Raw genomic sequence first — 22,630 nt, 5'->3', positions numbered from 1 at the left:
TCGGGTCTTTCCTTGTATGTGGTCTGACCATAGAAGTGGGCGTATGAAATGTGCAACCCTGGGCTCGAGCACCACCCGGCCGCAGGAAGGCGAAGGTGTCCGACTTGATCGACGTGAGCACCGTTTTGGCCCGCAGACAAGGGGCGGTCGGCAGGCTGACCGTGAACCGGCCCGAGGCGCTGAACGCCCTGGACCTGGACATGATCCGGGCGATGCTGACCGCCCTCGACGAGTGGGAGTCCGACCCTGCCGTGGCCACGGTGGTGCTCGACGGCGCGGGCGATCGGGCGTTCTGCGCGGGCGGCGACATCGGCGTGGTGCACTCGTCGGCCGTCGGCGATCCGGCGGTCGCCCGGACATTGTGGCGCGAGGAGTACCGGCTCGACGCCCGCCTCGCGCGCTACCCGAAACCCGTCGTCGCGCTCATGGACGGCATCACGATGGGCGGCGGGATCGGGATCGGCGCGCACGCGGCGGCCCGGGTGGTCACCGAACGCTCGGTGCTCGCGATGCCGGAGGTCGCGATCGGCCTCGCCCCCGACGTCGGCGGGGCACTGCTACTCGCCCGCGCGCCCGGTGAGCTCGGCACGCACCTCGCGCTGACGGCGGGTCGCGTGGGCCCGGGCGATGCGGTCCACTGTGGACTCGCGGACCACCACGTGCCCGCCGGCCGGCTGGCCGCGCTCGTCGACGACCTCGCCACCGGCGCCGTACCCGAGGTGACCGTGGCGAAGTACGCCGAGGATCCCGGCCCAGCGCCGCTCGCGGCCGCGCGGTGCTGGATCGACCACGCGTACCGCGGCGCGACCACCGTCGAAGACGTGCGGTACCGCCTCGAGGCGATCGACGAGCCGGAGCCGGGCGAGGCCGTCGCCGCGATCACCGCGGCCGCCCCGACGGCGCTCAAGGTGACGCTGCGAGCGGTGCGCCAGGCCAGTGGGATGACCTCGATCGAGGAATGCCTGCGCCAGGACTTCCGCCTGTGCAGCCGGTTCCTCGAACACCCCGACCTGGCCGAGGGCATCCGGGCGGCGATCCTCGACAAGGACCGCTCACCTCGCTGGCGCCCGGGCACGCTCGCGGAGGTCGACGACGCGGCCGTCGAGGCGTTCTTCGCACCGCTTACCGACGAGCTGGACCTGACGGAGCAGTCCACATTGTGGTCTGACCACCGCTGACCTAGGCTCGGACCAGCCGGAAATCCGACAACGCGGTCGAGGAGGCGGTCCGATCGATGGGCCAACCGGACAACGTGCGGTACCTCGGGTCACCCGGCCAGGCGCTGGCGGGGATCCAGGACTGGATCCTCACCGCGCGGCTGGGCGCGGGCGACCCGCTGCCCGCCGAACGTGACCTGGCCCGGGCGCTCGGCGTCGGGCCCGCGCACGTGCGCGACGGAGTCCGCGCCTTGGAGGCGGCGGGCGTGCTCGAACCGGCGGCCACGGGCACCGCGGCCGCGGTCGTGGCCGGCGAGCCGAGCGGCGCGTTGCACAAGCTGCTCCGGCTGCACCTCTCGCTGTCGCGGTTCGCCACCGGTGACCTCATGTCCATCCGGCTCGAGCTGGAACGCTCGTCAGCGGCGCGCGCGGCACGCGGCGCGGCTCCGGAGGACCTCGAACAGCTGCGGGAGGTCACCGCCGAAATGGGCCGCCCCGGAGTGACCCGCGTGCGGTTCCGCGAGCTCGACTCCGGCTTCCACCTCGGCCTCGCCCGCGCCGCGCACAACGATCTCGCCGCCGTACTGCTCGCCTCGCTCGGAGACGCCGTGGGCGACGAGATGACGGCCGGGTACGCCCGGACGGCCGACTGGCCCGCCACGGCGCGGCAGCTCGCGACCGAGCACACGTGGATCCTCGACGCGATCGAAACCGGCGACCCGGATCGCGCGTCGGCCGAGGTGACGCGGCACATCGCCGGCTTCTACGGCCTGCGCGCCGGCTGAGCGGTTCCCCGGAACCCCTTGCGGGGCATAGGGTCTCCCCCAGGTTTCACGGATGAGCAGTTCACCGTCGAGCACTGGAGGACGCATGTCGTTGCTGGCCGAGCTGAGCGCGGCGATCACCGGGGGTGGCATCGAGGTCGTGGACCTCACCGCTCCCCTGACCTCGAGCACCCCGATCCTGCAGCTGCCCGAGCCGTTCGCGAACACGATCCCGTTCCGGCTCGAAGAGATCAGCCGCTACGACGAGCGCGGCCCGCGCTGGTACTGGAACGACATCCACACCGGCGAGCACACCGGCACCCACTTCGACGCGCCGGTGCACTGGCTGTCCGGAAAGGACGGTCTCGACGTCTCGCAGGCGCCGCTGAGCACGCTCGTCGCGCCGGCGGTGGTGCTCGACGCGTCGGCGAAAGCCGAGGGCAACCCCGACTTCCTGCTGTCCATCGACGACGTGCGTGAGTGGGAGTCCGAGCACGGCGCGCTGCCCGCGGGCGCCTGGCTGCTCTACCGCAGCGGCTGGGACGTGCACTCCAGCGACCAGGACGAGTTCCTCAACGCCGACGAGTCCGGCTCGCACACCCCCGGCGTCTCGCCGGAGTGCGCCAAGTGGCTCGCCGAGGAGACGCCGATCGCGGGGCTGGGCGTGGAGACCGTCGGCACCGACGCCGGTCAGGCGCCCGGGCTCGACCCGGCCTTCCCGTGCCACGAACTGCTGCTCGGCGCAGGCAAGTTCGGCCTGACGCAGCTGCGCAACCTGGCGAACCTGCCCGCCACCGGCGCGATGCTGGTGATCAGCCCGCTGCCGATCGTCGGCGGTTCGGGCAGCCCGGCCCGGGTGTTCGCGCTCGTCGAGCGTGGCGCGTGAAGGTCGCGGAACTCGTCGGGCGCACGCTCGCCGACCTCGGCGCGGGCATGGCCTTCGGCGTGGTCGGCAGCGGCAACTTCGAGGTGACCAACGCGCTGCGGGCGGCGGGCGTGCGCTTCGTCGCCGCGCGGCACGAAGGCGGCGCGGCGAGCATGGCCGACGCGTACGCGCGGATGAGCGGCCAGGTCTCCGTGCTGAGCCTGCACCAGGGCTGCGGCCTGACCAACGCGATCACCGGCATCACGGAGGCCGCGAAGAGTCGCACGCCGATGGTCGTGGTCACCGCCGACGCCGCCGCGGCGGCCGTGCTGTCGAACTTCAAGATCGACCAGGACGCGCTCGGCATCGCCGTGGGCGCGGTCGCCGACCGCGTGCATTCGGCGGAGTCCGCCTTCGCCGACACGATCCGCGCGTTCCGCACCGCGCGGCAGGCAAACCGGACCGTCGTGTTCAGCCTGCCGATCGACCTGCAGCAGCACGAGGCCCCGACGCCCGGCGAAGTGCCCGAGGTGCCCGGTCCCGCGCCGATCCGGCCGGAGACCGCGGTGTCCGGCGAGCTGGCGGAACTGCTGTCCGAGGCGCGGCGCCCGGTGTTCATCGCCGGGCGCGGCGCCCGTGGCCAGGCCACCGCGCTGCGGGCGCTGGCCGACGTCACCGGTGCGCTGCTGGCGACCTCGGCCGTGGCCAACGGCCTCTTCCACGACGACCCGTGGGCGCTCGGGATCAGCGGCGGCTTCTCGTCACCGCTCACCGCCGAGCTGATCGCGGACGCGGACCTGGTCGTGGGCTGGGGCTGCGCGCTGAACATGTGGACCACGCGCCACGGCAAGCTACTCGGGCCGCGGGCGCGGCTCGTGCAGGTGGACCGCGAGCAGGCCGCGCTCGGCGCGCACCGGCCGATCGACCTCGGTGTGGTCGGCGACGTCGCGGCCACGGCCGTCGACGTGCTGGAGCTGCTGGAAGCGCGCGGGCACAGGGCCGAGGGCTACCGCAGCCCCGAGGTCGCGGCACGCCTGGCGGCCGAGGTGCGCTGGAACGACGTGGCGCACCTCGACAACTCCGGCGACGGCCGCATCGACGCGCGCACGCTCAGCGCCCGCCTCGACGAGCTGCTGCCCGCCTGGCGCGTGGTGTCGATCGACTCCGGCAACTTCATGGGGTACCCGAGCGCGTACCTGTCCGTGCCGGACGAGAACGGGTTCTGCTTCACGCAGGCCTACCAGTGCGTCGGGCTCGGGCTGGGCACGGCGATCGGCGCGGCCCTCGCGCGCCCGGACCGGCTGCCCGTGCTCGGCGCCGGCGACGGCGGGTTCCACATGGCGATCTCCGAGCTGGAGACGGCGGTGCGGCTGCGGCTGCCGCTGGTGGTGATCGTCTACAACGACGCCGCGTACGGCGCGGAGGTCCACCACTTCGGCGACGCCGACCTCGACACGGTGCTTTTCCCCGACACCGACCTCGCGGCGATCGCCCGCGGGTTCGGCTGCACCGGCGTCACCGTGCGCACGGCTGGCGACCTGGCCGCGGTGACGAAGTGGCTCAACGGTCCTCGCGAAGCGCCGCTGGTGATCGACGCGAAGGTCTCCGACGACGGTGGCTCGTGGTGGCTCGCGGAAGCGTTCGGGCACTGAGGTCTTCGGGGCACTGAGACTTTCGGCCCTGTGTCAGTGTTTGCTGCCCGCTCGCGCCGCGATTCGTGTCATCAGCGGGCGGGGCAGCAGCTTCGCCAGCACCGCCGCGGTCTTGTACCGGACATCCGGGACGCTCACCGCCGCGCGCCGGCGGAAGTCGCGGATCGCGGCGGCGACGAGGGTCTCCCCGTCCAGCCACAACGAGTCCGGGATGCCGCCGGTGTCCATTCCGGACCGTTCGTGAAACTCCGTGCGCACCCAGCCGGGGCACAGCGCCATCACGTGCACACCGCTGCCGCGCACCTGTTCGCGCACGCTGTCACTGAAGACGACGACCCACGACTTCGACGCGCTGTAGGTGCCGCGCGAGAAGAACGCCGCCACCGAGGCCACGTTGATCACTCCGCCGCGCCGGCGGGCGAGCATCCCGGGCAACGCCGCCTTCGTGATCCGCAGCACGGCCTCGCAGTGCACCCGCAGCATGTCGAGCTCGGCGGAAACCTCGGTCTCGAGGAAATCGGCCTGCTGCCCGAACCCGGCGTTGTTCACGACCAGGTCCACGGTGGCCACGCGCTGCTCCACACGCGTGATCCCGGCGTCCGTCGCCAGGTCCGCCACGAGGACCTCGACCGGCACGCCGTGGTCGGCCCGCAGCGAGCGCGCGAACTGCTCGAGCCGGGCCGCGTCCCGGGCGACGAGCACGACCCCGAACCCGTCGGCGGCGAGGCGGCGGACGAACGCGGCGCCGATTCCGGCGGTCGCACCGGTGACAAGAGCTTCGGGCATGCGCAGCAGTCTAGGCCGCGCACTCACCAGGTCATCGGGAGCCGGGCGATCGACCCGCCCACCTGGTCGCCGAGTTCCGTGCCCAGCATGGGGATCTCGGTGAACGGGACGGCCAGGCGCAAGTCCGGCATCCGCCGCAGCAAAGCGGCGTACGCGGCGCGCAGCTCGACCCGCGCGAACGGCGCGCCGATGCAGTGCGACATGCCGTAGCTGAACGCCGGGTGCGGGGTTGCGGCGGCGCCCGACATCGAAGCGTTCGGGGTCGGTGAACACAAGGTCGTCGAAGCCCGTCGAGTAGTGGTCGCACAGCACGAAGTCACCCGCTCGGATCACCTCGTCCGCCACGGCGATGTCCTCGGCCGCGTATCGCGGCACGCAGGATTCGGTGACCCGGCCGACGCGCAGCACCTCTTCCACGAGCGTATCGAGCAGGCGCGGGTCGGCGAGCACGCGGTCGCGCTGGCCGGCATGCCCGGCGAGCAGCGCGATGCCTGCGCTGAGGTTGCTCGGCGTGACGAGGAACGAGAAGCTCGCGAGCGCGAGCAGGCCCGACCATCGATGTCGTCCGGATCACCTCGCACAGCGTGGACGCGAGGTCGTCGCCCGGCCTGCTTCGCTTGCGCCGCGCGACCTCGCGCAGGTACGCCTACAGCTCGTCCAGCGCCGCCGTCGCCGCGTGCTCGGCGTCGACCTCGCCGGCGCTGAGGAGCAAGGCGAGGAAACCGTCCGAATCGGGCACGCCGACGAGGTCGCACAGGATCCGGAACGACAGCGGCAGCGAGAATTCGTTGTCAGACCGGCCGGTGGCCCGGCCGCGAGCACGACGTCGATCTGCTCGTCGACCAACGCCGCGACGCGATCGGCCAGCCGTTGCATCTTCCGGCCGGTGAAGTGGGGTACGAGGGCGCCCCGGATGTCGCCGTGGCGTTCGCGTGCCGCGGCCGGCTCGGCGTCGGACACCGCCAGGTCGGCCATCGGCGTGCGCACGTACCGCGGCCGGGCGGCCGGATCGGGGTGCGTCTTGCTCAGCCGCGGGTCGAGCAGCAGCTGCCTGAGCTCCGCGAGCCGGGTGACGAGCCAGGCTTCGTCACCCGCCTGCGTCCGCACGCGGGTCACCGGACCGGTGTCACGCACGGCGCGCAGTACCGGATCCAGCTCGCCCAGCACCAGGTTCCCGCATCTCAGCACGGGTGTGTCCACCGCCGGCTCCCTCCGGTCAAGATCACCTCACGCTAGCGGGCGCGACTGCGGGAAACCCCAGTGATCCCGCGGCGCGGGATGACACCCCGATCGTGATCGGTGGCGCTGCGGCGGGGGCGAGCGGGAAGTCGGTAGCCTGGCCCCGTGGTCGACCCCATCCCCCGCGGTTCCGCTGAGAGTGACCCCGAACGTCCTGATCAGGACGGTGAGGGCGAGTCGTCCGGTTCGGACGGTCGCGGACGCAAGGCGCGCAAGAAACGTCCGTTCTGGCAGGAACTGCCGATCCTGATTGTGATCGCCCTCGTGCTCACGATCCTGATACAGCAGTTCGTGGCGAAGGTCTTCATGATCCCGTCCGAGTCCATGGAGACCACGCTGCACGGCTGCACGGGGTGCTTCGGCGACCGCGTGGTCGTCGACCGGGTCACCTACGACTTCACCGACCCGTCGCCGGGTGACGTGATCGTGTTCCGCGGACCGGGTCCGTGGACAGAACACGAGATCGCGCCGCAGGAGCCGAGCAACATCTTCGCGAAGGGACTGCGCGAGCTCGGCTCGCTCGTCGGCTTCGCGCCGCCGAACGAGCAGGACTTCGTCAAGCGCGTGATCGCCGTAGGCGGGCAGACGGTGCAGTGCTGCGACCCGCAGGGCCGGGTGATCGTGGACGGCAAGGCGCTCGACGAGCCCTACATCCACTGGATCGACCCGAACGACCCGGCGCAGAAGTCGTTCGCCCCGGTCACCGTGCCGCAGGGCAGCCTGTGGGTGATGGGCGACAACCGCAACGACTCGTGCGACTCCACCTGCCAGGGCGGGGGCGGTGTCAACGGCACGGTGCCGGTCGACGACGTCATCGGCAAGGCGCGCTTCATCGTCCTGCCACCCTCGCGCTGGGGCGGGGTGAGCGACTTCGACGCGCAGGACTCGGCAACCCCGGTGGCGCTCGGCGCGCCGGCGTGGCAGCAGGGCCTGCCGCTCGGCGTGGGCGTGGCGCTGTCGGTGCCGACGCTGTTCGTCGGCCGGCGCACGCGGGACGCACTGCGCAAGCGACGCCGCGGCTGATCGCGTTCCGCCAGGAGAGTTCACGCGGGTCCCGTTAAGGTCACCCGACGTGGACAGCGTGCGCGAACCCTACGACCGCGAAGCCGCCGAGCAGTGGTTCCGGCGGCGCGGCCTGCCGTCGGTGGTGCGCGGCCGCCCGGCGCACCTGCTGGTGCGGATCGTGCCCGCCGAGGTGTTCGTGGTGCTCGGGTTGCTGTTCACCACGGCCACGTCAGTTCTCGACGGTGGCAGCGACGAGGAGTTCGCGCGCCGGATGGACCAGACCTGGTTCGCGCTGCTCTACCTCGTCGTGCTCCTCGCGTACGTCGTGGTGCCCTCGGCCGGCGCGTGGCTCGCCGCGCGCTGGGTCCGGCGGCGGGTACCGGCGCGGCGGGGCACGCCCGTCGCGCTCGGGGTGGCCGCGGTATTCCTGGTGCTCAACCCGATCGTCGACGCCGCGGCGCCGCCGCACGACTCGCTGCCGGTCGGGGTGCTGGAACAGCTCGGGTCGCTGGTGGTACTGCTCGTCGCGGCGTTCTTCGGCGGCGGGTCGATCCTCGGCTGGGCCCTGCGGGCCGCGTTCCGCCAGCTCGGCCGCCTCGGTGACCTCACCTCCCGCGCGTTGCCGCTGCTCCTGCTGTTCACCGTGTTCGGCTTTTTCACCACCGAGATCTGGCAGGTCACCGCCGACCTCACGCGGCACCAGATCTGGCTCGTCGTCGGGCTTTTCTCGGTGGTGGCGGTGCTGTTCCTCGTGGCCACGCTGTCGGACGAGGTCCGGTCGCTGACGAAGGCGGAGAAGCCCGCGGAACCGGACACGCTGGACGGGACCCCGTTCGCGTCGTGCACCGATCCCGCGCCGGAGCGGGTGGCGCTGACCAGACTGGAGCGGGCGAACATGGTGCTCGTCCTGCTGCTCACGCAGATCCTGCAGACGCTCGTGCTGTCGGTGCTCACGTTCGTGTTCTTCGTGGCGTTCGGCGTGATCACGGTCCGCGCGCCGGTGATCAAGTCGTGGGTCGGGCACGATCCGACGCCGGGCACGCTGTTCGGCATCCAGGTGCCGATCGCCAACGAACTGCTGCAGGTGTCGTTGTTCATCGCCGCGTTCTCGGCGCTGTACTTCGCGGCCGGCGCGGTCACGGACTCGACGTACCGCAGCTCGTTCTTCGAGCCGCTGGTGCGGCACCTGGGCACGAGCCTCACGGCCCGCGACCACTACCTCGCGCGCTTGCCCGTGCGCGGCTGAGCCCGCAGCCCTTCCACCACGAGGTGCAGCAGGCGGTCCGGCAGCTCCGGGTCGTCCGGGGCTTCGTCGGCTGCCTGGCCGATGGCATCGGCGAGGCGCAGGAGGTCGGCGATCGTCGCGTCCTTCTGGGCCTCCCCGGCCTTTTGCGCGCGGGCGAGCAGCGTTTTCCCGGTCTGTTCAACGGGAATCCGCGACGCCGCGAGTGTCGCGTTCGGACGGTCTCGGCCCGTCGCCGCCGCGATGGCCTGCCACGCGCGGTGGCGGTCGACCACGGCCCTCAGCCAGGCACCGAGGGCACCGAACGCGTCGCCGGCGCGCGCCAGCTCCCGGCCGAGGTCGAGCAGCGCGTCCACCTCACCCTGGAACACCGCATCGAGCAGGTCTTCGCGGCGCGGGAAGTGGCGGTAGAGCGTGCCGATCCCGACGCCGGCCCGGCGCGCGATCTCCTCGAGCGACGCGCCCGTGCCGTGCGCGAGGAACGCCGCCCCGGCCTCGGCGACGAGCCGCTCGCGGTTGCGGCGGGCGTCGGCCCGCAGCGGGCGGGTCACGCGGCTTTGAGGTGGTGGCTGAGGTCCCCGGCCAGCGCCACGTGCGGGCGCCGTTCGACGAAGCGCCACGCGCCGTGCGAGCGTTCGAAGCGGTCGTCGTAGTGGCCCGACGCGATGGGCTGCAGCGGCAGCCCGGGCGCGGCCTGCAGCGCGGTCCAGTAGCTGTGGGCAGTGGCTGCGCCGGCGGCCTCGTCGACGTGGACGCGCACGTTGCTGGTCAGGTGGCGGGTGCACGGGGTGCCGTCTGGGTAGAGCACGAGCGTGTCGTGGAAGTACCGCTCGACGGCTTCGCGCCCCGTCGCCGGCTCGCCGCCGGCGAAGGTGCCGTGGGCGAACAGCTCGCCGACCGCGGCGAAGTTCCCGGAGTCGACGTGCGCGGCGTAGCTGAAGATCAGGTTCTCGATGGCCTCGCGTGCGGACATGATCGCTCCTTGTACTCAAGAGGAGGGGTGCCTCCGCTCCACTATACGGAGGCACCCCTCCCCTTCGCCAGTGCGGTGTCCCGGTCACGGAAAACCGTTGGCGCACTGCGGAAATTCACGACACCGGGGCTGCTCGGAGCGTGGTAGGTTCGCCGCGGATCCGGCGCCGCCGCGATCCCACGACGGACTTCCCGGGGGCTTCACATGTCCATCGTCATTCCCAGCTTCGACGACTCCGTGATCGTGCGGTCCGGCGACGCCGAGGTCATCGGCCGCGCACCCACCACCGTCAAGCTGCTCGCCGACAGCAGCTCCACGGGCGGCGCCCTGTCGACCATCCAGGTCGAGCTCAAGGGCGGCGCCAACGGCGCGGCGCCCCACCACCACGCCGGCTCGGCCGAGCTGTTCTACGTCCTCGGCGGCACCGTCCAGGTCCTCTCGGGCGACACCGTCGTCACCGCCGACCGCGGCGACCTCGTCGTCGTACCGCCCAATCTGACCCACGCCTTCGCGGCCGCACCGGGCGAAGACGCCGAGCTGCTCATCGTCATCGCGCCGGGCGTCGAGCGCTTCGAGTACTTCCGCCACCTCGAGCGCATCGCATACGGCAAAGCGGCCCCCGAAAGCCTCCTGGAAGTCCAGGAAATCTACGACACGTACTTCAGCGCGAGCGCGGCTTGGGAAGCGGCGCGGACGGTCTGATCCGCTACCTCGGCAGGGCGTCGTCCTCCGTGTCGTACGCGTTCATCGGCAGGGAAGCCTCACCGCCGAAGTAGTGGTCGTCGCGGCGCGGGAACCAGAAGACGGTGGCCCCCAAGGCCTCGACGCGCCGCGTGTCGGCGCCGACCATCAGGCCGTCGACCGACGCGGTGATGCGGGTGGCAGGCCCGAGGTAGTAGCCGTACACGGGCACGTCCCGGCCCGGGCGGCCCGCGGTGAGCGCGTGGAAGCCGGGTGCGTTCGAGCGGGAGCCGCTCGCCAGTTCGGCAGTGACGCCGCCGGCGGTGCGGTGGCCGAGCACGAGCTGGTACGGCGAACTGTCGGGCTGGGGCGGCGTGGCTTCGAAGAACAGCACGACCTCGCCTTCCGGGTCCACGATCTTGGTGCCCACCACCTCGCCGACCGGCGCCGCGGCGTGTTGTTCGAGCTGGGCCGCCGTCACGGCCAGCGTCGTCACCGCGGGCGAATCGGGCGTCCGCAGCAGTTGCGTGCCCACGACGACGCCGACCAGCACGACCACCGTCGCGGCGGCGGCCGACAGCCGGCGCACGCGACGACGCCGGCGGCCCCTGCGCATCACGTTCGCCAAGTCCACGGCCGTGAACTCCACGGCGGGCGGTTCCGCCAGCACCCCGCGCAGCTCTTCGAGATCCGTCACGACGCCTGCCCCGCCGCGCACGAGTGCCGCTCGGCGGCCGTGACGCGCATCTTCGCCAGCGCACGCGAGTTGGTGCTCTTCACGGTGCCCAGCGACACCTTCAGCTCGGCCGCGACGTCGGCCTCCGACAGGTCCCAGAAGTGCCGCAGCACCACGATCGCGCGCTCCCGCGGGCTCAGCGGCGCCAGCGCCCGCATGAGCCACTCCTGGTCGGCGACGCCGACGGTGAAGTCGCGTTCGACGGCGCGTTCGGGCACCTCCTCGGTGGCCTGCTCGCGGTACGGGCGGCGCCAGCGGTCGATCACGTGGTTGGCCAGCACCTTGCGCGCGTAGGCGAACGGGTCCTGCTTGCGGATCCGCGGCCAGGACGTGTACGTGCGCACCAGGGCGGTCTGGACGTCGTCCTCCGCCTGGTGCCGGTCGCCGGTCAGCAGGTAGGCGGCGTGCAGCAGCCGCGGCGAGACCGCGTGGACGAAGTCCGCGAACTCACTGTCACCTCGGGCCATGCCGGTCCTCGCGCGCGTACATGACCGGTCAGACGAGCGGGGCCGCGAAAAGGTTGAGTCCATTTTCGTCGGGGCCGGGTGCTACAACAGACCCGGCGTCCCCGACCGGAAGGTGCTCGATGCAGCGCGCGGACACGATCGACCAGGCCCTGGAGCGGTTCGACTCCGGCGAGCTCTTCGCCGAGCTCGCCCGCCGCGTGGCGCACCGGACCGAGAGCAACCTCTCCGCCGGGCACCCGCGGCTGCGCGCGTACCTCACCGACGAGCTCGCCCCGGCCCTGGAAGCCCTGGGCTGCCGCACCCGCGTGGCCGAGAACCCGGTGGCGCCCGAGTGCCCGTTGCTGGTGGCGACCCGCCACGAGTCCGCCGACCGGCCCACGGTGCTGCTCTACGGCCACGGCGATGTCGTCAACGGCGAAGCACCCCGCTGGCGCGAAGGCCTCGACCCGTGGACGCTGATCGCCGAAGGCGAGCGCTGGTACGGCCGCGGGTCGGCCGACAACAAGGGCCAGCACACGCTGAACCTCTTCGCCCTGCGCGAGGTGCTGCGGGCCCGCGGGCAGCTCGGGTTCAACCTCGTCGTGCTGATCGAAACCGGTGAGGAACGCGGCTCCCCCGGCCTCGTCGAGGTGTGCGGGCAGCTGCGCGACGAGCTGCGCGCCGACGTCCTGATCGCGTCCGACGGGCCCCGCGTGCGCGCCGACCTGCCGACACTGTTCCTCGGCTCGCGCGGCGTCACGCAGTTCACGCTCACCGCGGACCTGCGCCCGCGCGACCACCACTCCGGCAACTGGGGTGGCGTGCTCCGCAACGCGGCCACCACGCTGGCCGCCGCGATCACGTCCCTTGTGGATGGACGGGGCCGGATTCTGGTGCCGGGACTGCGTCCCCCGGTGATCCCGGCGTCCGTGCGCGACGCATTGGCCACGGTGCCGGTCGGCGGCGGAGCGGACGACCCGGCCGTCGACGAGGGCTGGGGCGAGCCGGAGCTCACGCCCGCGGAACGGCTGTTCGGCTGGAACACCGTGGAGGTACTGGCGTTCCTCGCCGGCACGCCCTCGTCACCGGTCAACGCCATCCCGGGCCGCGCGGAGGCGACGCTGCAACTGCGGTCCGTCGTGGGCACAGACCTCGCCGGCCTCGAGCCGGCGCTGCGGAAGCACTTGGCGGAGCACGGTTTCCCGATGGTCGACGTCGCCGTGACCGAGAGCCGGCCGCCGACGCGCACGGATCCCGATCACCCCTGGGTGCGCTGGGCCGCCGACTCCGTCGCCCGCACCACGGGCAGCGCGCCCGTGCTCCTGCCCAACCTCGGCGGCACGATCCCCAACGACGCGTTCGCCGAAATCCTGGGCCTGCCGACGATCTGGCTCCCCCACTCGTACCCGGCCTGCGCCCAGCACGCGCCCGACGAGCACCTGCTCGCTCCCCTGGCGCGCGAAGCCGTCGCGATCATGACCGGCCTGTTCTGGGATCTGGGCGAAAAGGACACGGCACCGGGACCGGCGTGATCACCGGACTCCGCCGAGCGCGGCACACAGCTGTGACCTGCGACGTTCACCCAGCGAATCCGGATGCATGAGGCGTGCGGACACGCACATCGACCTCCCGCCGCGAACCGGCGGAAGGTCGATGGCATGATGCCCCAACCGGTCCCGCCCGCGGAGGGCGGCAGTGAGCCGACGAGGAAGGTGAGGCTTGAGCACGCGCACCACCCAGGTGGACGATCTCCGACTGGTGGCTCAGCCCAGTGCGGTTCCGTGCACCGAGCTGTTCGTCCGCCTGATCCTGTCGGACTGGTCGCTCCTGCCGATGCTGGAACAGGTCACCGCCACCACGTCGCGGCTCGTCGGCGACATCGTGGACCAGAGCAATGCCGCCGCCCCCGCGTTCATCACCGTGCGCCTGCAGCTGCGCGGCGAGGTGCTCGTGGTCGAGATCGAGGACGACCTCGTCGGCCCGAACCCGCCGCGCACCGCGCCCGGCGATCGGATCGGCGTGGAGCCAATGCGCAACGGCCGCCTCACCTGGTGCGAGATGCCGCTGCCCGGCGGCATCACGGCGGGCCAGGTCCGCCTGCCGCGCCGCCAGGAACGCCGCACCCTCGTGGACGAACCCGTGTCGGGCGCGCCGGTCGCCGCGGACCCGGAAGTGCTGGAACGGCTGCTCAACCGGCTCAGCGGCTGGTCCGGCTGAGCCCGCCGTCCACAGTGGACCGCGGTCAGGCGGCGCGCTCGCTCCACGCGCGCTCGAGCGCCTGCGCGAACACCTCGGTGGCCTGACCACCCGCGACGCCGATGCGCCGGTCCAGTACGAAGAACGGCACCCCGGTCGCGCCGAGCTGCGCCGCTTCCCGCTCCTCCGCCCGCACCGCGTCGGCGTAGGCCGCCGGATCGGCCAGCACCCGGCTCGCGTCTTCGCGGTCCAGACCGGCTTCCACCGCCACGTCGAGCAGCGTGTCCCCGGTGAACAGCGGACGCGCCTCGGCGAAGTTGGCCGTGAACAACGCGTCCACCATCTGGCGCTCCAGCCCGCGCTCCCGCGCGAGGTGCATCAGCCGGTGGGCGTCGAAGGTGTTGCCGATCTCCCGGTCGGACCGGTACCCGAGCCCGACCTCGGCGACGAGCCCGGCGAGGCGCTCCTCCATCTCCACCGCCTGTGGCCCGTACCTCGCGGTCAGCATTTCCTGCAACGGCTCCACCGTGTCGCGCGACGGGTCCAGCTCGAACGACCGGAACGTCACCTCCACCTCGTCCCGGTGTTCGAACCCCTCCAGCGCCGCTTCGAACCGCGCCTTCCCGAGGTAGCACCACGGGCAGATGACATCGCTCCAGATTTCCACGTGCATGTCCCCAGCCTAAGGACCGCGGGGGTGATCCAGAAGTACGCACTCCCAGGTAACCGACCCCTTCCTGCGCGACGACGAAGCCGGGCCCGGCGGGTGTGGGACGACTCACCGCGCGCGGACCCACGCAGGGTGGCCACCCTGACCACCCGACCGTGGACCCAAGCCGGGAGTTTGCCTAGTTCCCGCCCGTTTCAATCGGAGGTGTGGAGCGACCTGGGACGAAGACCGAAGCCCGGCGGGACGACGCCGGGTCCGCCTCCGAGTCACGGCCGCGCACGGTGTGGGAGCGGACGGGCGGGCTCGTGTCGTCGCTGCCGTCGCTGGTGTTCGTGGTGGTGAACTCCTTCACGGGGCTCGCCCCGGGGAAGGACCGCACGGGCTGGCTCGCCTTCACCAAGATCGCCATGGGCAACCCGCTCACCGGCCTCGCGTTCGGCGCCGCCGCGTGGGCGATCCACTACGCGAGCAAGCGCGAGAAGCTCCTCGCCGACGCGTAGGGCCGCCGAATCCGGCAAAGCGAGAATTTTTTCCCTTCGTGGTGTCGAATGGCGTCGAGCCGGTTCGTGGGCTGAGTGAGGGACCGGCGAACGGACCGGTCGCCCGAGCGAAGGAGCCGCCATGAAGCAGTACCTGCTCGCCGTCCAGCTCGACGAGAGCAAGCCGGAGCCCGAAGAGGACTTCGAGGCGATGCTGGCCCGGACCGGTCAGGTCACCGAGGACATGAAGTCCGCCGGGGCCTGGGTGTTCGTCGGAGGCCTGCGGCCCTCGCACGCGTCCACGGTCGTGCGGCCCGGCGACGGCACGGTCACGATCACCGACGGCCCGTTCGCCGAGACCAAGGAACAGCTCGGCGGGTTCTGGGTGGTCCAGTGCGATGACCTCGACCAGGCGCTGGCGTGGGCCGAGAAGTGCTCGCTGGCCTGCGGGCAGCCGATCGAGGTGCGCCCGTTCGACGACCTCTCGCAGCGCTGAGGCGCCGATGGACCTCGACAGCGTCTACCGGACCGAGTACGGCCCCTGCGTGGCCACGCTGACGCGCCTGCTCGGCGACATCGGGCTCGCCGAGGAGGCCGTGCAGGAGGCGTTCGCGGTGGCGGTCACCAAGTGGGCCGACGGGCTCCCGCCCAACCCCGGCGGGTGGATCGTGACCACGGCCCGCAACCGCGCCATCGACCGCCTGCGCCGCGAGTCCACGCGCGAGGCGCGCCACGCGCAGGCATTGCTGCTGAACCAGCCCGACGAGCCGCAGGAGGTGGGACCCGTGCGCGACGACCAGCTGCGCCTGATCTTCACCTGCTGCCACCCGGCGCTGTCGCCGCTCGCGCAGACCGCGCTCACCCTGCGGCTGCTCGGTGGGCTGGAGGTGCCGGAGATCGCGCGCGCCTACCTCGTGCCGGAGGCGACCGTCGCCCAGCGGATCGTGCGCGCGAAGAAGAAGATCCGCGACGCGGGCATCCCCTACCGGGTGCCCGGCGCGGCCGACCTGCCCGACCGGCTGCCGCCCGTGCTCACCGTGCTCTACCTGGTGTTCAACGAGGGCTACACGTCGACGTCGGGCGACCTGCTGCGGACGGACCTGTGCGCCGACGCCGTCCGCCTGGCGCGGGCGCTCGCCGAGCTGATGCCGGACGAGCCGGAGGTGCTCGGGCTGCTGGCGCTGCTCCTGCTCACCGAAGCCCGTCGGCCCGCGCGCATCGGGCCCTCGGGTGAGCTGGTGGTGCTCGCGGAGCAGGACCGGTCGCTGTGGAACCGCGAGCTGATCGCCGAGGGCCACGACCTGGTGCGCCGCTGCCTGCGCCGGGGACAGCCTGGTCCGTACCAGCTGCAGGCCGCCATCAACGCCGTGCACACGGACGGGCCGGCCACCGACTGGACGCAGGTCCTGGCGCTCTACGACCAGCTCCTGCAGCATTCTCCGACCCCCGTCGTCGCGCTCAACCGGGCGGTCGCCGTCGCCGAGGTGCACGGTCCGGCGGCGGCGCTGGCCGCGGTGGACGAGCTGGACCTGCCGGGGTACCACCTGCTGCCGGCGACCCGCGCCGACCTGCTCACCCGGCTGGGCCGGACCGCGGAAGCCGTCGCCGCCTACGACGAGGCGATCAGCCTGGCCGGCAACCACACCGAACGCGCCTTCCTGCGAACGCGCCGGGCTCGCCTGGCCGAGGCTTAAGGCGCCGCGACGGGTTCCCGCGCGCCCGTGCGTTCGGCGCCGACGCCCGCGGCCACCACGAACAGCACTCCCGCGGCCGCGGCCAGGTCGGGCACTTGGTGGAGCACGAGCAGCCCGATCGTCATCGCGATGGCGGGTTCGAGGCTCATGAGCGTGCCGAAGGCCGACGCCGTGAGCCGCCGCAGCGCGAGCATCTCGAAGCTGAACGGCACCGCCGGCAGCAGGATCGCGAGTCCCAGCCCCGCGAGCAGCAGCTCCCACGACAGGTGCCCGAACACCGCCGGCCCCTGCACCAGGGTGGCCACGATCGCCGCCACCGGCATGGACACCGCGAGTCCGCGCACGCCGGACACCTCGTCGCCGACGTGCTGTGTCAGCAGGATGTAAGTCGCCCAGCAGACCGCCGACGCGAGGGCGTAGCCGACGCCGACCAGGTCCGCCCCGCCCTCCCAGGGCTCGGTCAGGAGCAGCACGCCGACGGCGGCGAGCACGGGCCACAGGCGTTTGCCGCCGCGCCCGCGCGTGATCGCGACCGTGAGCGGGCCGAGGAACTCCAGCGCGCTCGCGGTGCCCAGCGGCAGCCGCGCGACGGCGGCCATGAACAGCATCGTCATGCCGGCGGTGACGACGCCCAGCACCACGCACGCGAGCAGCGTCGAGCGGCTGAACGAGGACGGGCGCGGGCGGACCAGCATGAGCAGCAGCACTCCGGCCCAGGCGAGCCGCAGCCACGCGGCGCCCTCGGGCCCGACGCGGTCGAACAGGCCGACGGACAGCGCCAGGCCGAGCTGCACGCAGAGCATCGCGGCGACGGCAAGCGCCGCCCCGGTGCGGGTGGAGGAGGAGAGCACGCGTCCAGGAGAACCGATGCCCACCGTTCGTGTCCACATGCCGATCGTGGACGTACTGTCCGGAACTCCTGGACAATGTCGCCATGGACACCCGCAGGCTGCAGTTCCTCCTCGAGCTGTCGCGGCTCGGCTCGATGCGCGCCGTCGCGGATGTGCTCGACACCACCACGTCCACGGTGTCCCAGCAGATCGCCGCGCTGGCTCGGGAGACGGGCGCGCCGCTGCTCGAACCGGACGGCCGCCGCGTCCGCCTGACCCCGGCCGGGCAGCGGCTGGCCGAGCACGCCGTGACGATCCTGGCCGCCGTGGAGGCCGCGCGGGCGGACCTCGACCCGCACGCGGAGCCGGCGGGCACCGTGCGGGTGGCGGGGTTCGCCACGGCGATCCGGCGTGCGCTGCTGCCGGCGGCCGGCCGGCTGGCGGGGACGCATCCACGGGTGCGGCTGGTGATCAGCGAGTACGAACCTGCCGAAGCCATGACCCAGCTGCTGGCCGACGACGTCGACCTGGCGCTGATCTACGACTACGACCTCGCGCGCGCGACCACCGACCGGTCGCTCGACGTCCGTCCTCTGTGGACGGCCGCGTGGGGGCTGGGCGTGCCGGCGACGGACGCGGGCCGGGTGGCCGGCGAAGGCACGCTGGCCGTGTTCGAGGCGTTTCGCGACCACGACTGGATCGGCAACTCCCGCAACCGCGCCGACGAGGACGTGGTGCGCACGCTGGCGTCGATGGCCGGGTTCACCCCGCGCGTCACGCACCTGGCCGACAGCCTCGATCTCGTGGAGGACCTGATCGTCGCGGGGCCCGGCGTCGGGCTGCTGCCGGTCGCGCGCCCGACGCGGCCGGAGGTGGCGCTGCTGCCGCTGACCGGTCCGGACGTGCGGCTGCGCTCGTTCACGGCCACCCGGCGCGGGCGTGACGCGTGGCCGCCGCTCGCGCTCGTGCTCGGCTTGCTGCGGCGCGGTTACGATGGCGAACCATGACCACGGAAAAGGCGATCCTCGCGGAGGGGTGCTTCTGGGGCATGGAGGAGCTGTTCCGCCACCAGCCCGGCGTCGTGTCCACGCGCGTCGGCTACAGCGGCGGCGACACACCCAACGCCACCTACCGCAACCACGGCACCCACGCCGAGGCTATGGAGGTCCTCTACGACCCCTCCCAGACGGACTTCCGCAACCTGCTCGAGTTCTTCTTCCAGGTCCACGACCCGACCACGAAGAACCGCCAGGGCAACGACATCGGCCTGAGCTACCGCTCCGCGATCTACTTCACCAACGACGAGCAGAAGAAGGTCGCCGAAGACACCATCGCCGACGTCGAGGCCTCCGGCCTCTGGCCCGGCAAGGTCGTCACCGAGGTCACCCCGGCCGGCGACTTCTGGGAAGCCGAGCCCGAACACCAGAACTACCTGCAGACCTACCCGAACGGCTACACGTGTCACTTCCCGCGGCCGGGCTGGAAGCTGCCCAAGCGCGCCTGAGCGAGCTCGGCGTCGCGGAAGGCGGCGGGCGAGAGCTGCCACCACACCACCGCGGCGCCGGCCAGCTGGATCAACGCGCTCATCACCCACACCGCGCGCAGACTCACGTGCGCGGCGACGAACCCGCCCGCGAGCGCGCCGAGCGGTGTCAGTCCCCACGCGAGCGCGCGGTGGCTGGTGAGCACGCGGCCCAGCAGCGGCGACGGCGTGAAGCGCTGGCGTGAGGACTGGGAGCAGACGTTCCACACGAGCGTGGTGGCCGTGAGGAACACGAGCACCAGCCCTACGACCGGCGGCCACGGCGGCACCAAAGCGATGGCGAGCTGCGCCACCACCGCGCAGCTCTGCGCCAGCCGCATCGACCACGAGTAACCCAGCCGCCGCACCACCCAGTCCACCACGAACGACGACGCGACCCAGCCGACGGCCAGGCACGCGAGCAGCCCGCCGTAGCCGACGGGACCGAGGTGCAGCACCTGCGTCGCGAAGAGCACCAGCATCGCGTTGCCCGCGCTCGCCGCGAACGACCCCAGCGCGACGGTGATCGTGATCGACCGCAGCAGCGGCGTGCGCACCAGGTACCGCAGCCCTTCGCCGATGTCGCGCAACGGATGCGCCGGCGACTTCACCGGCGGCGGCGACGGAATCCCGCGTACCAAGGCGAACGCCACGACCGCCGCCGCCGCGGCGCCCCACGCCGGAATCCCCGCCCCGATCCCCAGCAGCACGCCCGTCGCCGGCGGGACGACGAACTGCACCAGCCCCCGGTCGATCACCTGCAGGCGCGCGTTCGCCGCCGCCAGCCGGTCGGGCCCCACGACGTCCGGCACGAGCGCGCCGCTGGCCCCGTCGCCGAACACCTGCGCCGTGGTGACCACGAACGCCACCACCGCCACCACGGGCAGGCTCAGTTCATGCAGCGATCCGGCGACGGCGAGCGCCACGACGGCCGCGATGAGCACGGCGTACGCCCCCGCCAGCACCGACGTCCGCCGCACCCGGTCGATCACCACGCCCGCGAACAACGACAACAGCAACCACGGCGCCTGCCCAGCCACCGTCACCAGCGAGATCTCCCGCGGATCCGTCGTGATCGACACGGCCAGCAGCGGAATCGCCGAGAGCACCAGCCCTTCCCCCGCCGACCCGAACACCGCGACCAGCTGCAACCGCCCCCACGACCCCATACCGGCGATTCTGGTGGCGGGGTCAAGTGATTTTCTTGCCGGCTAAGCCTTTCCGACGGCGAGGAGGTGCGCACTGGCGTCGATCAGGTGCGGATCCCGCTCGACCAAACGGGCGCACCGCAGCGCCGAATCCAGATGCTCGTCCCGGATGGCCGCGCCCGCCACGTCGAGCGCGGCCCAGGCGGGGCCTTCCACGCCGAACACCTCGACGTCGCGGCCGCCGGCGGTCTGGACCTCGACCCCCAACTCCGCGGCGGTGTGGAAGTGCGCGGGGACGAATCCGACGTGCCCGTCGTAGTTTCCGGTGCCGATGACCTCGCCGACGGCGCCGGCCATCCGCGCGTCGAGGCGACCGGTCGTGCTCACCTCCAGCAGCGACAGGTACCGGCTGATCGCCGCGGCGAACAAGACCCCGCCAGGACGGAGCACTCGCAGCGCTTCGGCCAGCGCCAGCGCGCGGTCCCCGACCTCGACGAGGTGGTACAGCGGCCCGAAAAGCAGGACAACGTCGGCGCTCGCGTCCGGCCACGTGAGCGCCCGCGCGTCGCCGAGTTCGGCCGAGACGCCGGGAATCCCGGCCGCGACCTCGACGTGCCGGGGCACGGGGTCGACGACGTGCACGGAGTGACCGTCGGCGGCGAGCCAGCGCGCGTGCACGCCGGTCCCGCCGCCGACGTCGAGCACCCGCTGTGCCGTCCGGGTCAGCGCCCGGCGGACCAGTTCCCGCGTCCGCAGGAACTCCAGCTTCCCGTGCGCCGAGCGGGTCAGCCGGGTGTCTTCGTCGGTGCCGCTGCCGTAGAACTCGGTGACGTTCGCCGTCATGACACCCGAGGACGATCGCGGCCAACGCCGCGCCGCAACCGAGAATCCGGCGCCGCCGCCGGTCAGCTTCCGAACGCCCAGGCCACCATCAGCGGGAACTCCGCAGCCCAGAACGGGCCGCCGTGATCGCCGACCCGCTGCGTCAGCACGACGTCCGCGCCGGCATCGCGCAGCGCGTCCGCCCACCGAGTCGCGTTCCTCGCGAAGAACGGCTCCAGCGTGCCCGCGACCAGGTAGACGCGCGGTAGCGGGCTCGGCATCGCGGCGGGCGGGCGGTAGCCGGCGCCCGGAGAAGCGGAAAAGACCGCACCGTAGACGTCCGGATGCCGAAGGCCCATTGCCAGCGAGAGCTCGCCACTCGCCGACACACCGCACACCGCCGTGCGTTCGGCGGGCTATGCGACGCCGAAGCGCGACCGCACCCATCGGCGGACGTCCCCGGCGAAGAACCGCTCATGCGCGGCGAACCGGTCCTGGTCGAACGACGGCGAGTACTCCTGGATGCGCACCGTCTCGTCCTCGTCGGCGCTCCGGTGGGCGCCGACGATCATCGTGGACGGCCCGCCGGCGGCTTCCAGGTGGCCGCCCCACCGCGAGATCAGCTGACCATCACCGGCGAACACGATCGCCTCGGGCGGATCCGGCGGCACGTACACCGTGACCCGCCGTCCACCGTCGTACTCGAAGATCTCGGTGACCACTTCACCCGCCACCCGACCGGCCCGCGCCGGTTCCGGCGCTGCCGCAGGATCGTTGCCGCCCGCAGCCGCTCGATCGTCCATGCCCCACACCTCGATCTTCAGCCCTCGCCGGCCGGTCGACAGCACTCTGCAACGTAGTCCTGAACCCCCGCGAGATTCATCCGGCGAGGACATCGTGACCGAGCCGACCGTGCGGCGGGCGAATCCGGCTCAGCCCACCGGCGACGGCGCCGTCGTGACCCAGCCGCCGTCGACGGTGAGTGTCTGGCCGGTGATGTACGACGACGCTGGGGAAGCGAAGAACAACACGGCAGCAGCGACATCGTCCGGCTCGCCGACCCGGCCCAGCGGCACCGTCTCCAGGTACTTGGCCCGGGCCGAGTCGTCGTCGACGATCCAGGCGCCGAGCGTGGTGCGGACAGCGCCGGGGCTGACGGCGTTGAAGCGGACGCCGAGGGAGCCCCACTCGGCGGCCAGCGCACGGGTGGCGGCTTCGGCGCCGGCACGGAGTCCACTGTAGACGGACAAGCCGGGCAGGCCCTGGTGGGCGGCGCCCGACGACAAGGTGACGACACTGCCACCACCGCGCGCGGCCATGCCGGCGGCGGCGAGGCCGGACAGCACGATCGGGGCGCGCAGGTACACCGCCCAAGCCTCGTCGACGTCGGCGAGCCGTAGCCGGTCGGCGAAGCCCGCGCCTGTGCCGCTGCCTGCGTTGTTGACGAGGACGTCGACAGGGCCCGCCGCGGCGAGGATCTCGGCTGGGGCGTCCGGGCGCGCCAGGTCGGCGGCGACCACGTCGGCGTCACCCGGGAGCTCGCGCGCCACCGCGGCCAGGGTCTCCGCGAACCGGCCGACCAGCACCACCCGCGCGCCGGCCTCCGACAGCACCCGGCTCACGGCGGCGCCGATCCCGCGGCTCGCTCCGGTGACGAGGGCGGTCCTGCCGGTCAGGTCGAACAGTTCGGTGATCTTCATACGACCCACGCTAGAACCGCCG

At 72.4% G+C, this 22,630-nt stretch carries 27 protein-coding genes and 1 pseudogene; 14 read left to right on the top strand and 14 right to left on the bottom strand.

From position 1 onward, the window contains the following. Positions 1–95: 95 nt before the first annotated feature. From AB0383_RS09640 to AB0383_RS09625, 4 genes are all read left to right on the top strand, one after another. Entirely contained in the window at positions 96–1,178 is a 1,083-nt protein-coding gene (locus AB0383_RS09640) for a 3-hydroxyisobutyryl-CoA hydrolase (protein ID WP_366186336.1), read from the top strand. Positions 1,179–1,234: 56 nt separating this feature from the next. Continuing rightward, on the top strand, positions 1,235–1,942 hold the full coding sequence (locus AB0383_RS09635) for an FCD domain-containing protein (RefSeq protein WP_364178159.1): 708 nt from the start codon (positions 1,235–1,237) through the stop codon (positions 1,940–1,942). An 85-nt stretch (positions 1,943–2,027) separates the two neighbouring features. Beyond that, a complete protein-coding gene (locus AB0383_RS09630; RefSeq protein WP_364178162.1) occupies positions 2,028–2,807 on the top strand; it encodes a cyclase family protein in 780 nt (259 codons plus the stop codon). After that, positions 2,804–4,438 carry a thiamine pyrophosphate-binding protein gene (locus AB0383_RS09625; protein WP_366186333.1) on the top strand — a complete coding sequence of 545 codons (1,635 nt, stop codon included), beginning with the start codon at positions 2,804–2,806 and terminating at the stop codon, positions 4,436–4,438. Before AB0383_RS09630 ends, AB0383_RS09625 begins: the two co-directional genes overlap by 4 nt. A gap of 33 nt (positions 4,439–4,471) precedes the next feature. Here the strand turns inward: AB0383_RS09625 and AB0383_RS09620 are convergent, their stop codons facing one another. The 3 genes and pseudogenes from AB0383_RS09620 to AB0383_RS09610 form a co-directional block, all read right to left on the bottom strand. Beyond that, positions 4,472–5,224, bottom strand: coding sequence for an SDR family oxidoreductase (locus tag AB0383_RS09620; RefSeq protein ID WP_366186532.1), 753 nt, complete (start codon positions 5,222–5,224; stop codon positions 4,472–4,474). 23 nt (positions 5,225–5,247) lie between these two features. Then, complete coding sequence (locus tag AB0383_RS09615) at positions 5,248–5,472, bottom strand: hypothetical protein (protein ID WP_366186543.1); 225 nt, start codon at positions 5,470–5,472, stop codon at positions 5,248–5,250. Between the two features lie 49 nt (positions 5,473–5,521). Then, positions 5,522–5,599, bottom strand: a pseudogene (locus AB0383_RS09610) (hypothetical protein); the annotation flags it as partial. Positions 5,600–6,568: 969 nt separating this feature from the next. Here AB0383_RS09610 and lepB point away from each other — a divergent pair. Together lepB and AB0383_RS09600 are read left to right on the top strand one after the other, a co-directional pair. Next, positions 6,569–7,486: a signal peptidase I gene (gene lepB, locus AB0383_RS09605; RefSeq protein ID WP_366186331.1), complete on the top strand. Its 918-nt coding sequence runs from the start codon at positions 6,569–6,571 to the stop codon at positions 7,484–7,486. 49 nt (positions 7,487–7,535) lie between these two features. Further along, entirely contained in the window at positions 7,536–8,714 is a 1,179-nt protein-coding gene (locus tag AB0383_RS09600) for a hypothetical protein (protein WP_366186329.1), read from the top strand. Here the strand turns inward: AB0383_RS09600 and AB0383_RS09595 are convergent. Both AB0383_RS09595 and AB0383_RS09590 read right to left on the bottom strand, forming a co-directional pair. After that, on the bottom strand, positions 8,684–9,262 hold the full coding sequence (locus AB0383_RS09595) for a TetR/AcrR family transcriptional regulator (protein ID WP_364178185.1): 579 nt from the start codon (positions 9,260–9,262) through the stop codon (positions 8,684–8,686). The two genes, AB0383_RS09600 and AB0383_RS09595, sit on opposite strands and share 31 nt — an antisense overlap. Continuing rightward, the gene (locus AB0383_RS09590) at positions 9,259–9,684 is read right to left on the bottom strand and encodes a nuclear transport factor 2 family protein (RefSeq protein ID WP_366186327.1); all 426 of its coding nucleotides are present in this window, start codon (positions 9,682–9,684) and stop codon (positions 9,259–9,261) included. Before AB0383_RS09590 ends, AB0383_RS09595 begins: the two co-directional genes overlap by 4 nt. A gap of 204 nt (positions 9,685–9,888) precedes the next feature. Here AB0383_RS09590 and AB0383_RS09585 point away from each other — a divergent pair, with 204 nt between their 5' ends. After that, positions 9,889–10,386 (top strand): cupin domain-containing protein, encoded by a 498-nt coding sequence (locus tag AB0383_RS09585; protein ID WP_366186325.1) that lies wholly within the window; start codon positions 9,889–9,891, stop codon positions 10,384–10,386. Positions 10,387–10,390: 4 nt separating this feature from the next. Here AB0383_RS09585 and AB0383_RS09580 read toward each other — a convergent pair whose 3' ends face one another. Together AB0383_RS09580 and AB0383_RS09575 are read right to left on the bottom strand one after the other, a co-directional pair. Further along, positions 10,391–11,062, bottom strand: coding sequence for a hypothetical protein (locus AB0383_RS09580; RefSeq protein ID WP_364178191.1), 672 nt, complete (start codon positions 11,060–11,062; stop codon positions 10,391–10,393). Next, positions 11,059–11,568 carry a SigE family RNA polymerase sigma factor gene (locus tag AB0383_RS09575; protein ID WP_366186322.1) on the bottom strand — a complete coding sequence of 170 codons (510 nt, stop codon included), beginning with the start codon at positions 11,566–11,568 and terminating at the stop codon, positions 11,059–11,061. Before AB0383_RS09575 ends, AB0383_RS09580 begins: the two co-directional genes overlap by 4 nt. A 119-nt stretch (positions 11,569–11,687) precedes the next feature. On the opposite strand from AB0383_RS09575, the gene AB0383_RS09570 reads away from it, so the two are divergent. Then, the gene (locus AB0383_RS09570) at positions 11,688–13,079 is read left to right on the top strand and encodes a M20 family metallopeptidase (protein WP_366186320.1); all 1,392 of its coding nucleotides are present in this window, start codon (positions 11,688–11,690) and stop codon (positions 13,077–13,079) included. Between the two features lie 187 nt (positions 13,080–13,266). Next, positions 13,267–13,764, top strand: coding sequence for an ATP-binding protein (locus AB0383_RS09565; RefSeq protein ID WP_364178200.1), 498 nt, complete (start codon positions 13,267–13,269; stop codon positions 13,762–13,764). A gap of 25 nt (positions 13,765–13,789) precedes the next feature. On the opposite strand, the gene AB0383_RS09560 is transcribed toward AB0383_RS09565, so the two are convergent. Next, the gene (locus tag AB0383_RS09560) at positions 13,790–14,416 is read right to left on the bottom strand and encodes a DsbA family oxidoreductase (RefSeq protein WP_364178203.1); all 627 of its coding nucleotides are present in this window, start codon (positions 14,414–14,416) and stop codon (positions 13,790–13,792) included. 203 nt (positions 14,417–14,619) lie between these two features. Between AB0383_RS09560 and AB0383_RS09555 the strand changes: the two genes are divergently transcribed. From AB0383_RS09555 to AB0383_RS09545, 3 genes are all read left to right on the top strand, one after another. Continuing rightward, positions 14,620–14,913 carry a hypothetical protein gene (locus AB0383_RS09555; protein WP_364178206.1) on the top strand — a complete coding sequence of 98 codons (294 nt, stop codon included), beginning with the start codon at positions 14,620–14,622 and terminating at the stop codon, positions 14,911–14,913. A 121-nt stretch (positions 14,914–15,034) separates the two neighbouring features. Next, the gene (locus AB0383_RS09550) at positions 15,035–15,388 is read left to right on the top strand and encodes a YciI family protein (protein WP_364178209.1); all 354 of its coding nucleotides are present in this window, start codon (positions 15,035–15,037) and stop codon (positions 15,386–15,388) included. 7 nt (positions 15,389–15,395) lie between these two features. Next, the gene (locus AB0383_RS09545; RefSeq protein WP_364178212.1) at positions 15,396–16,586 is read left to right on the top strand and encodes an RNA polymerase sigma factor; all 1,191 of its coding nucleotides are present in this window, start codon (positions 15,396–15,398) and stop codon (positions 16,584–16,586) included. On the opposite strand, the gene AB0383_RS09540 is transcribed toward AB0383_RS09545, so the two are convergent. Continuing rightward, complete coding sequence (locus AB0383_RS09540) at positions 16,583–17,437, bottom strand: EamA family transporter (RefSeq protein ID WP_364178215.1); 855 nt, start codon at positions 17,435–17,437, stop codon at positions 16,583–16,585. The genes AB0383_RS09545 and AB0383_RS09540 overlap by 4 nt on opposite strands. A gap of 83 nt (positions 17,438–17,520) precedes the next feature. Between AB0383_RS09540 and AB0383_RS09535 the strand changes: the two genes are divergently transcribed. Both AB0383_RS09535 and msrA read left to right on the top strand, forming a co-directional pair. Beyond that, complete coding sequence (locus AB0383_RS09535) at positions 17,521–18,423, top strand: LysR family transcriptional regulator (RefSeq protein ID WP_366186316.1); 903 nt, start codon at positions 17,521–17,523, stop codon at positions 18,421–18,423. Then, the gene (msrA, locus tag AB0383_RS09530; protein WP_366186314.1) at positions 18,420–18,920 is read left to right on the top strand and encodes a peptide-methionine (S)-S-oxide reductase MsrA; all 501 of its coding nucleotides are present in this window, start codon (positions 18,420–18,422) and stop codon (positions 18,918–18,920) included. Before AB0383_RS09535 ends, msrA begins: the two co-directional genes overlap by 4 nt. Here msrA and AB0383_RS09525 read toward each other — a convergent pair. The 5 genes from AB0383_RS09525 to AB0383_RS09505 all read right to left on the bottom strand — a co-directional run bounded on the left by AB0383_RS09525 (position 18,878) and on the right by AB0383_RS09505 (position 22,608). Further along, a complete protein-coding gene (locus AB0383_RS09525) occupies positions 18,878–20,107 on the bottom strand; it encodes an MFS transporter (RefSeq protein ID WP_366186312.1) in 1,230 nt (409 codons plus the stop codon). The genes msrA and AB0383_RS09525 overlap by 43 nt on opposite strands. 42 nt (positions 20,108–20,149) lie before the next feature. Further along, positions 20,150–20,929 carry a class I SAM-dependent methyltransferase gene (locus tag AB0383_RS09520; RefSeq protein WP_366186310.1) on the bottom strand — a complete coding sequence of 260 codons (780 nt, stop codon included), beginning with the start codon at positions 20,927–20,929 and terminating at the stop codon, positions 20,150–20,152. Positions 20,930–20,991: 62 nt separating this feature from the next. Further along, positions 20,992–21,306 (bottom strand): hypothetical protein, encoded by a 315-nt coding sequence (locus AB0383_RS09515; RefSeq protein ID WP_366186308.1) that lies wholly within the window; start codon positions 21,304–21,306, stop codon positions 20,992–20,994. A gap of 18 nt (positions 21,307–21,324) precedes the next feature. Next, positions 21,325–21,711 carry a hypothetical protein gene (locus AB0383_RS09510; protein ID WP_366186306.1) on the bottom strand — a complete coding sequence of 129 codons (387 nt, stop codon included), beginning with the start codon at positions 21,709–21,711 and terminating at the stop codon, positions 21,325–21,327. A gap of 129 nt (positions 21,712–21,840) precedes the next feature. Then, complete coding sequence (locus AB0383_RS09505; protein WP_364178234.1) at positions 21,841–22,608, bottom strand: SDR family oxidoreductase; 768 nt, start codon at positions 22,606–22,608, stop codon at positions 21,841–21,843. Between the last annotated feature and the right edge of the window lie 22 nt (positions 22,609–22,630).

Origin of the sequence: Amycolatopsis sp. NPDC051373 (assembly GCF_040689465.1) — a bacterium.
Lineage (GTDB): Bacteria > Actinomycetota > Actinomycetes > Mycobacteriales > Pseudonocardiaceae > Amycolatopsis.
Note: the sequence above shows the minus strand (reverse complement) of the source record. Positions and strands in the feature narration are given on the sequence as shown.

Bases quoted from the DNA above. Each gene is read 5' to 3' on its own strand.
- msrA (WP_366186314.1), top strand. From the start codon at position 18,420: ATGACCACGGAAAAGGCGATCCTCGCGGAGGGGTGCTTCTGGGGCATG.
- AB0383_RS09520 (WP_366186310.1), bottom strand. From the start codon at position 20,929: ATGACGGCGAACGTCACCGAGTTCTACGGCAGCGGCACCGACGAAGAC.
- AB0383_RS09545 (WP_364178212.1), top strand. From the start codon at position 15,396: ATGGACCTCGACAGCGTCTACCGGACCGAGTACGGCCCCTGCGTGGCC.
- AB0383_RS09615 (WP_366186543.1), bottom strand. From the start codon at position 5,472: ATGTCGGGCGCCGCCGCAACCCCGCACCCGGCGTTCAGCTACGGCATG.
- AB0383_RS09525 (WP_366186312.1), bottom strand. From the start codon at position 20,107: ATGGGGTCGTGGGGGCGGTTGCAGCTGGTCGCGGTGTTCGGGTCGGCG.
- AB0383_RS09575 (WP_366186322.1), bottom strand. From the start codon at position 11,568: ATGGCCCGAGGTGACAGTGAGTTCGCGGACTTCGTCCACGCGGTCTCG.
- AB0383_RS09590 (WP_366186327.1), bottom strand. From the start codon at position 9,684: ATGTCCGCACGCGAGGCCATCGAGAACCTGATCTTCAGCTACGCCGCG.
- AB0383_RS09620 (WP_366186532.1), bottom strand. From the start codon at position 5,224: ATGCCCGAAGCTCTTGTCACCGGTGCGACCGCCGGAATCGGCGCCGCG.
- AB0383_RS09570 (WP_366186320.1), top strand. From the start codon at position 11,688: ATGCAGCGCGCGGACACGATCGACCAGGCCCTGGAGCGGTTCGACTCC.
- AB0383_RS09535 (WP_366186316.1), top strand. From the start codon at position 17,521: ATGGACACCCGCAGGCTGCAGTTCCTCCTCGAGCTGTCGCGGCTCGGC.
- AB0383_RS09585 (WP_366186325.1), top strand. From the start codon at position 9,889: ATGTCCATCGTCATTCCCAGCTTCGACGACTCCGTGATCGTGCGGTCC.
- AB0383_RS09635 (WP_364178159.1), top strand. From the start codon at position 1,235: ATGGGCCAACCGGACAACGTGCGGTACCTCGGGTCACCCGGCCAGGCG.
- AB0383_RS09630 (WP_364178162.1), top strand. From the start codon at position 2,028: ATGTCGTTGCTGGCCGAGCTGAGCGCGGCGATCACCGGGGGTGGCATC.
- AB0383_RS09560 (WP_364178203.1), bottom strand. From the start codon at position 14,416: ATGCACGTGGAAATCTGGAGCGATGTCATCTGCCCGTGGTGCTACCTC.
- AB0383_RS09505 (WP_364178234.1), bottom strand. From the start codon at position 22,608: ATGAAGATCACCGAACTGTTCGACCTGACCGGCAGGACCGCCCTCGTC.
- AB0383_RS09550 (WP_364178209.1), top strand. From the start codon at position 15,035: ATGAAGCAGTACCTGCTCGCCGTCCAGCTCGACGAGAGCAAGCCGGAG.
- AB0383_RS09510 (WP_366186306.1), bottom strand. From the start codon at position 21,711: ATGGACGATCGAGCGGCTGCGGGCGGCAACGATCCTGCGGCAGCGCCG.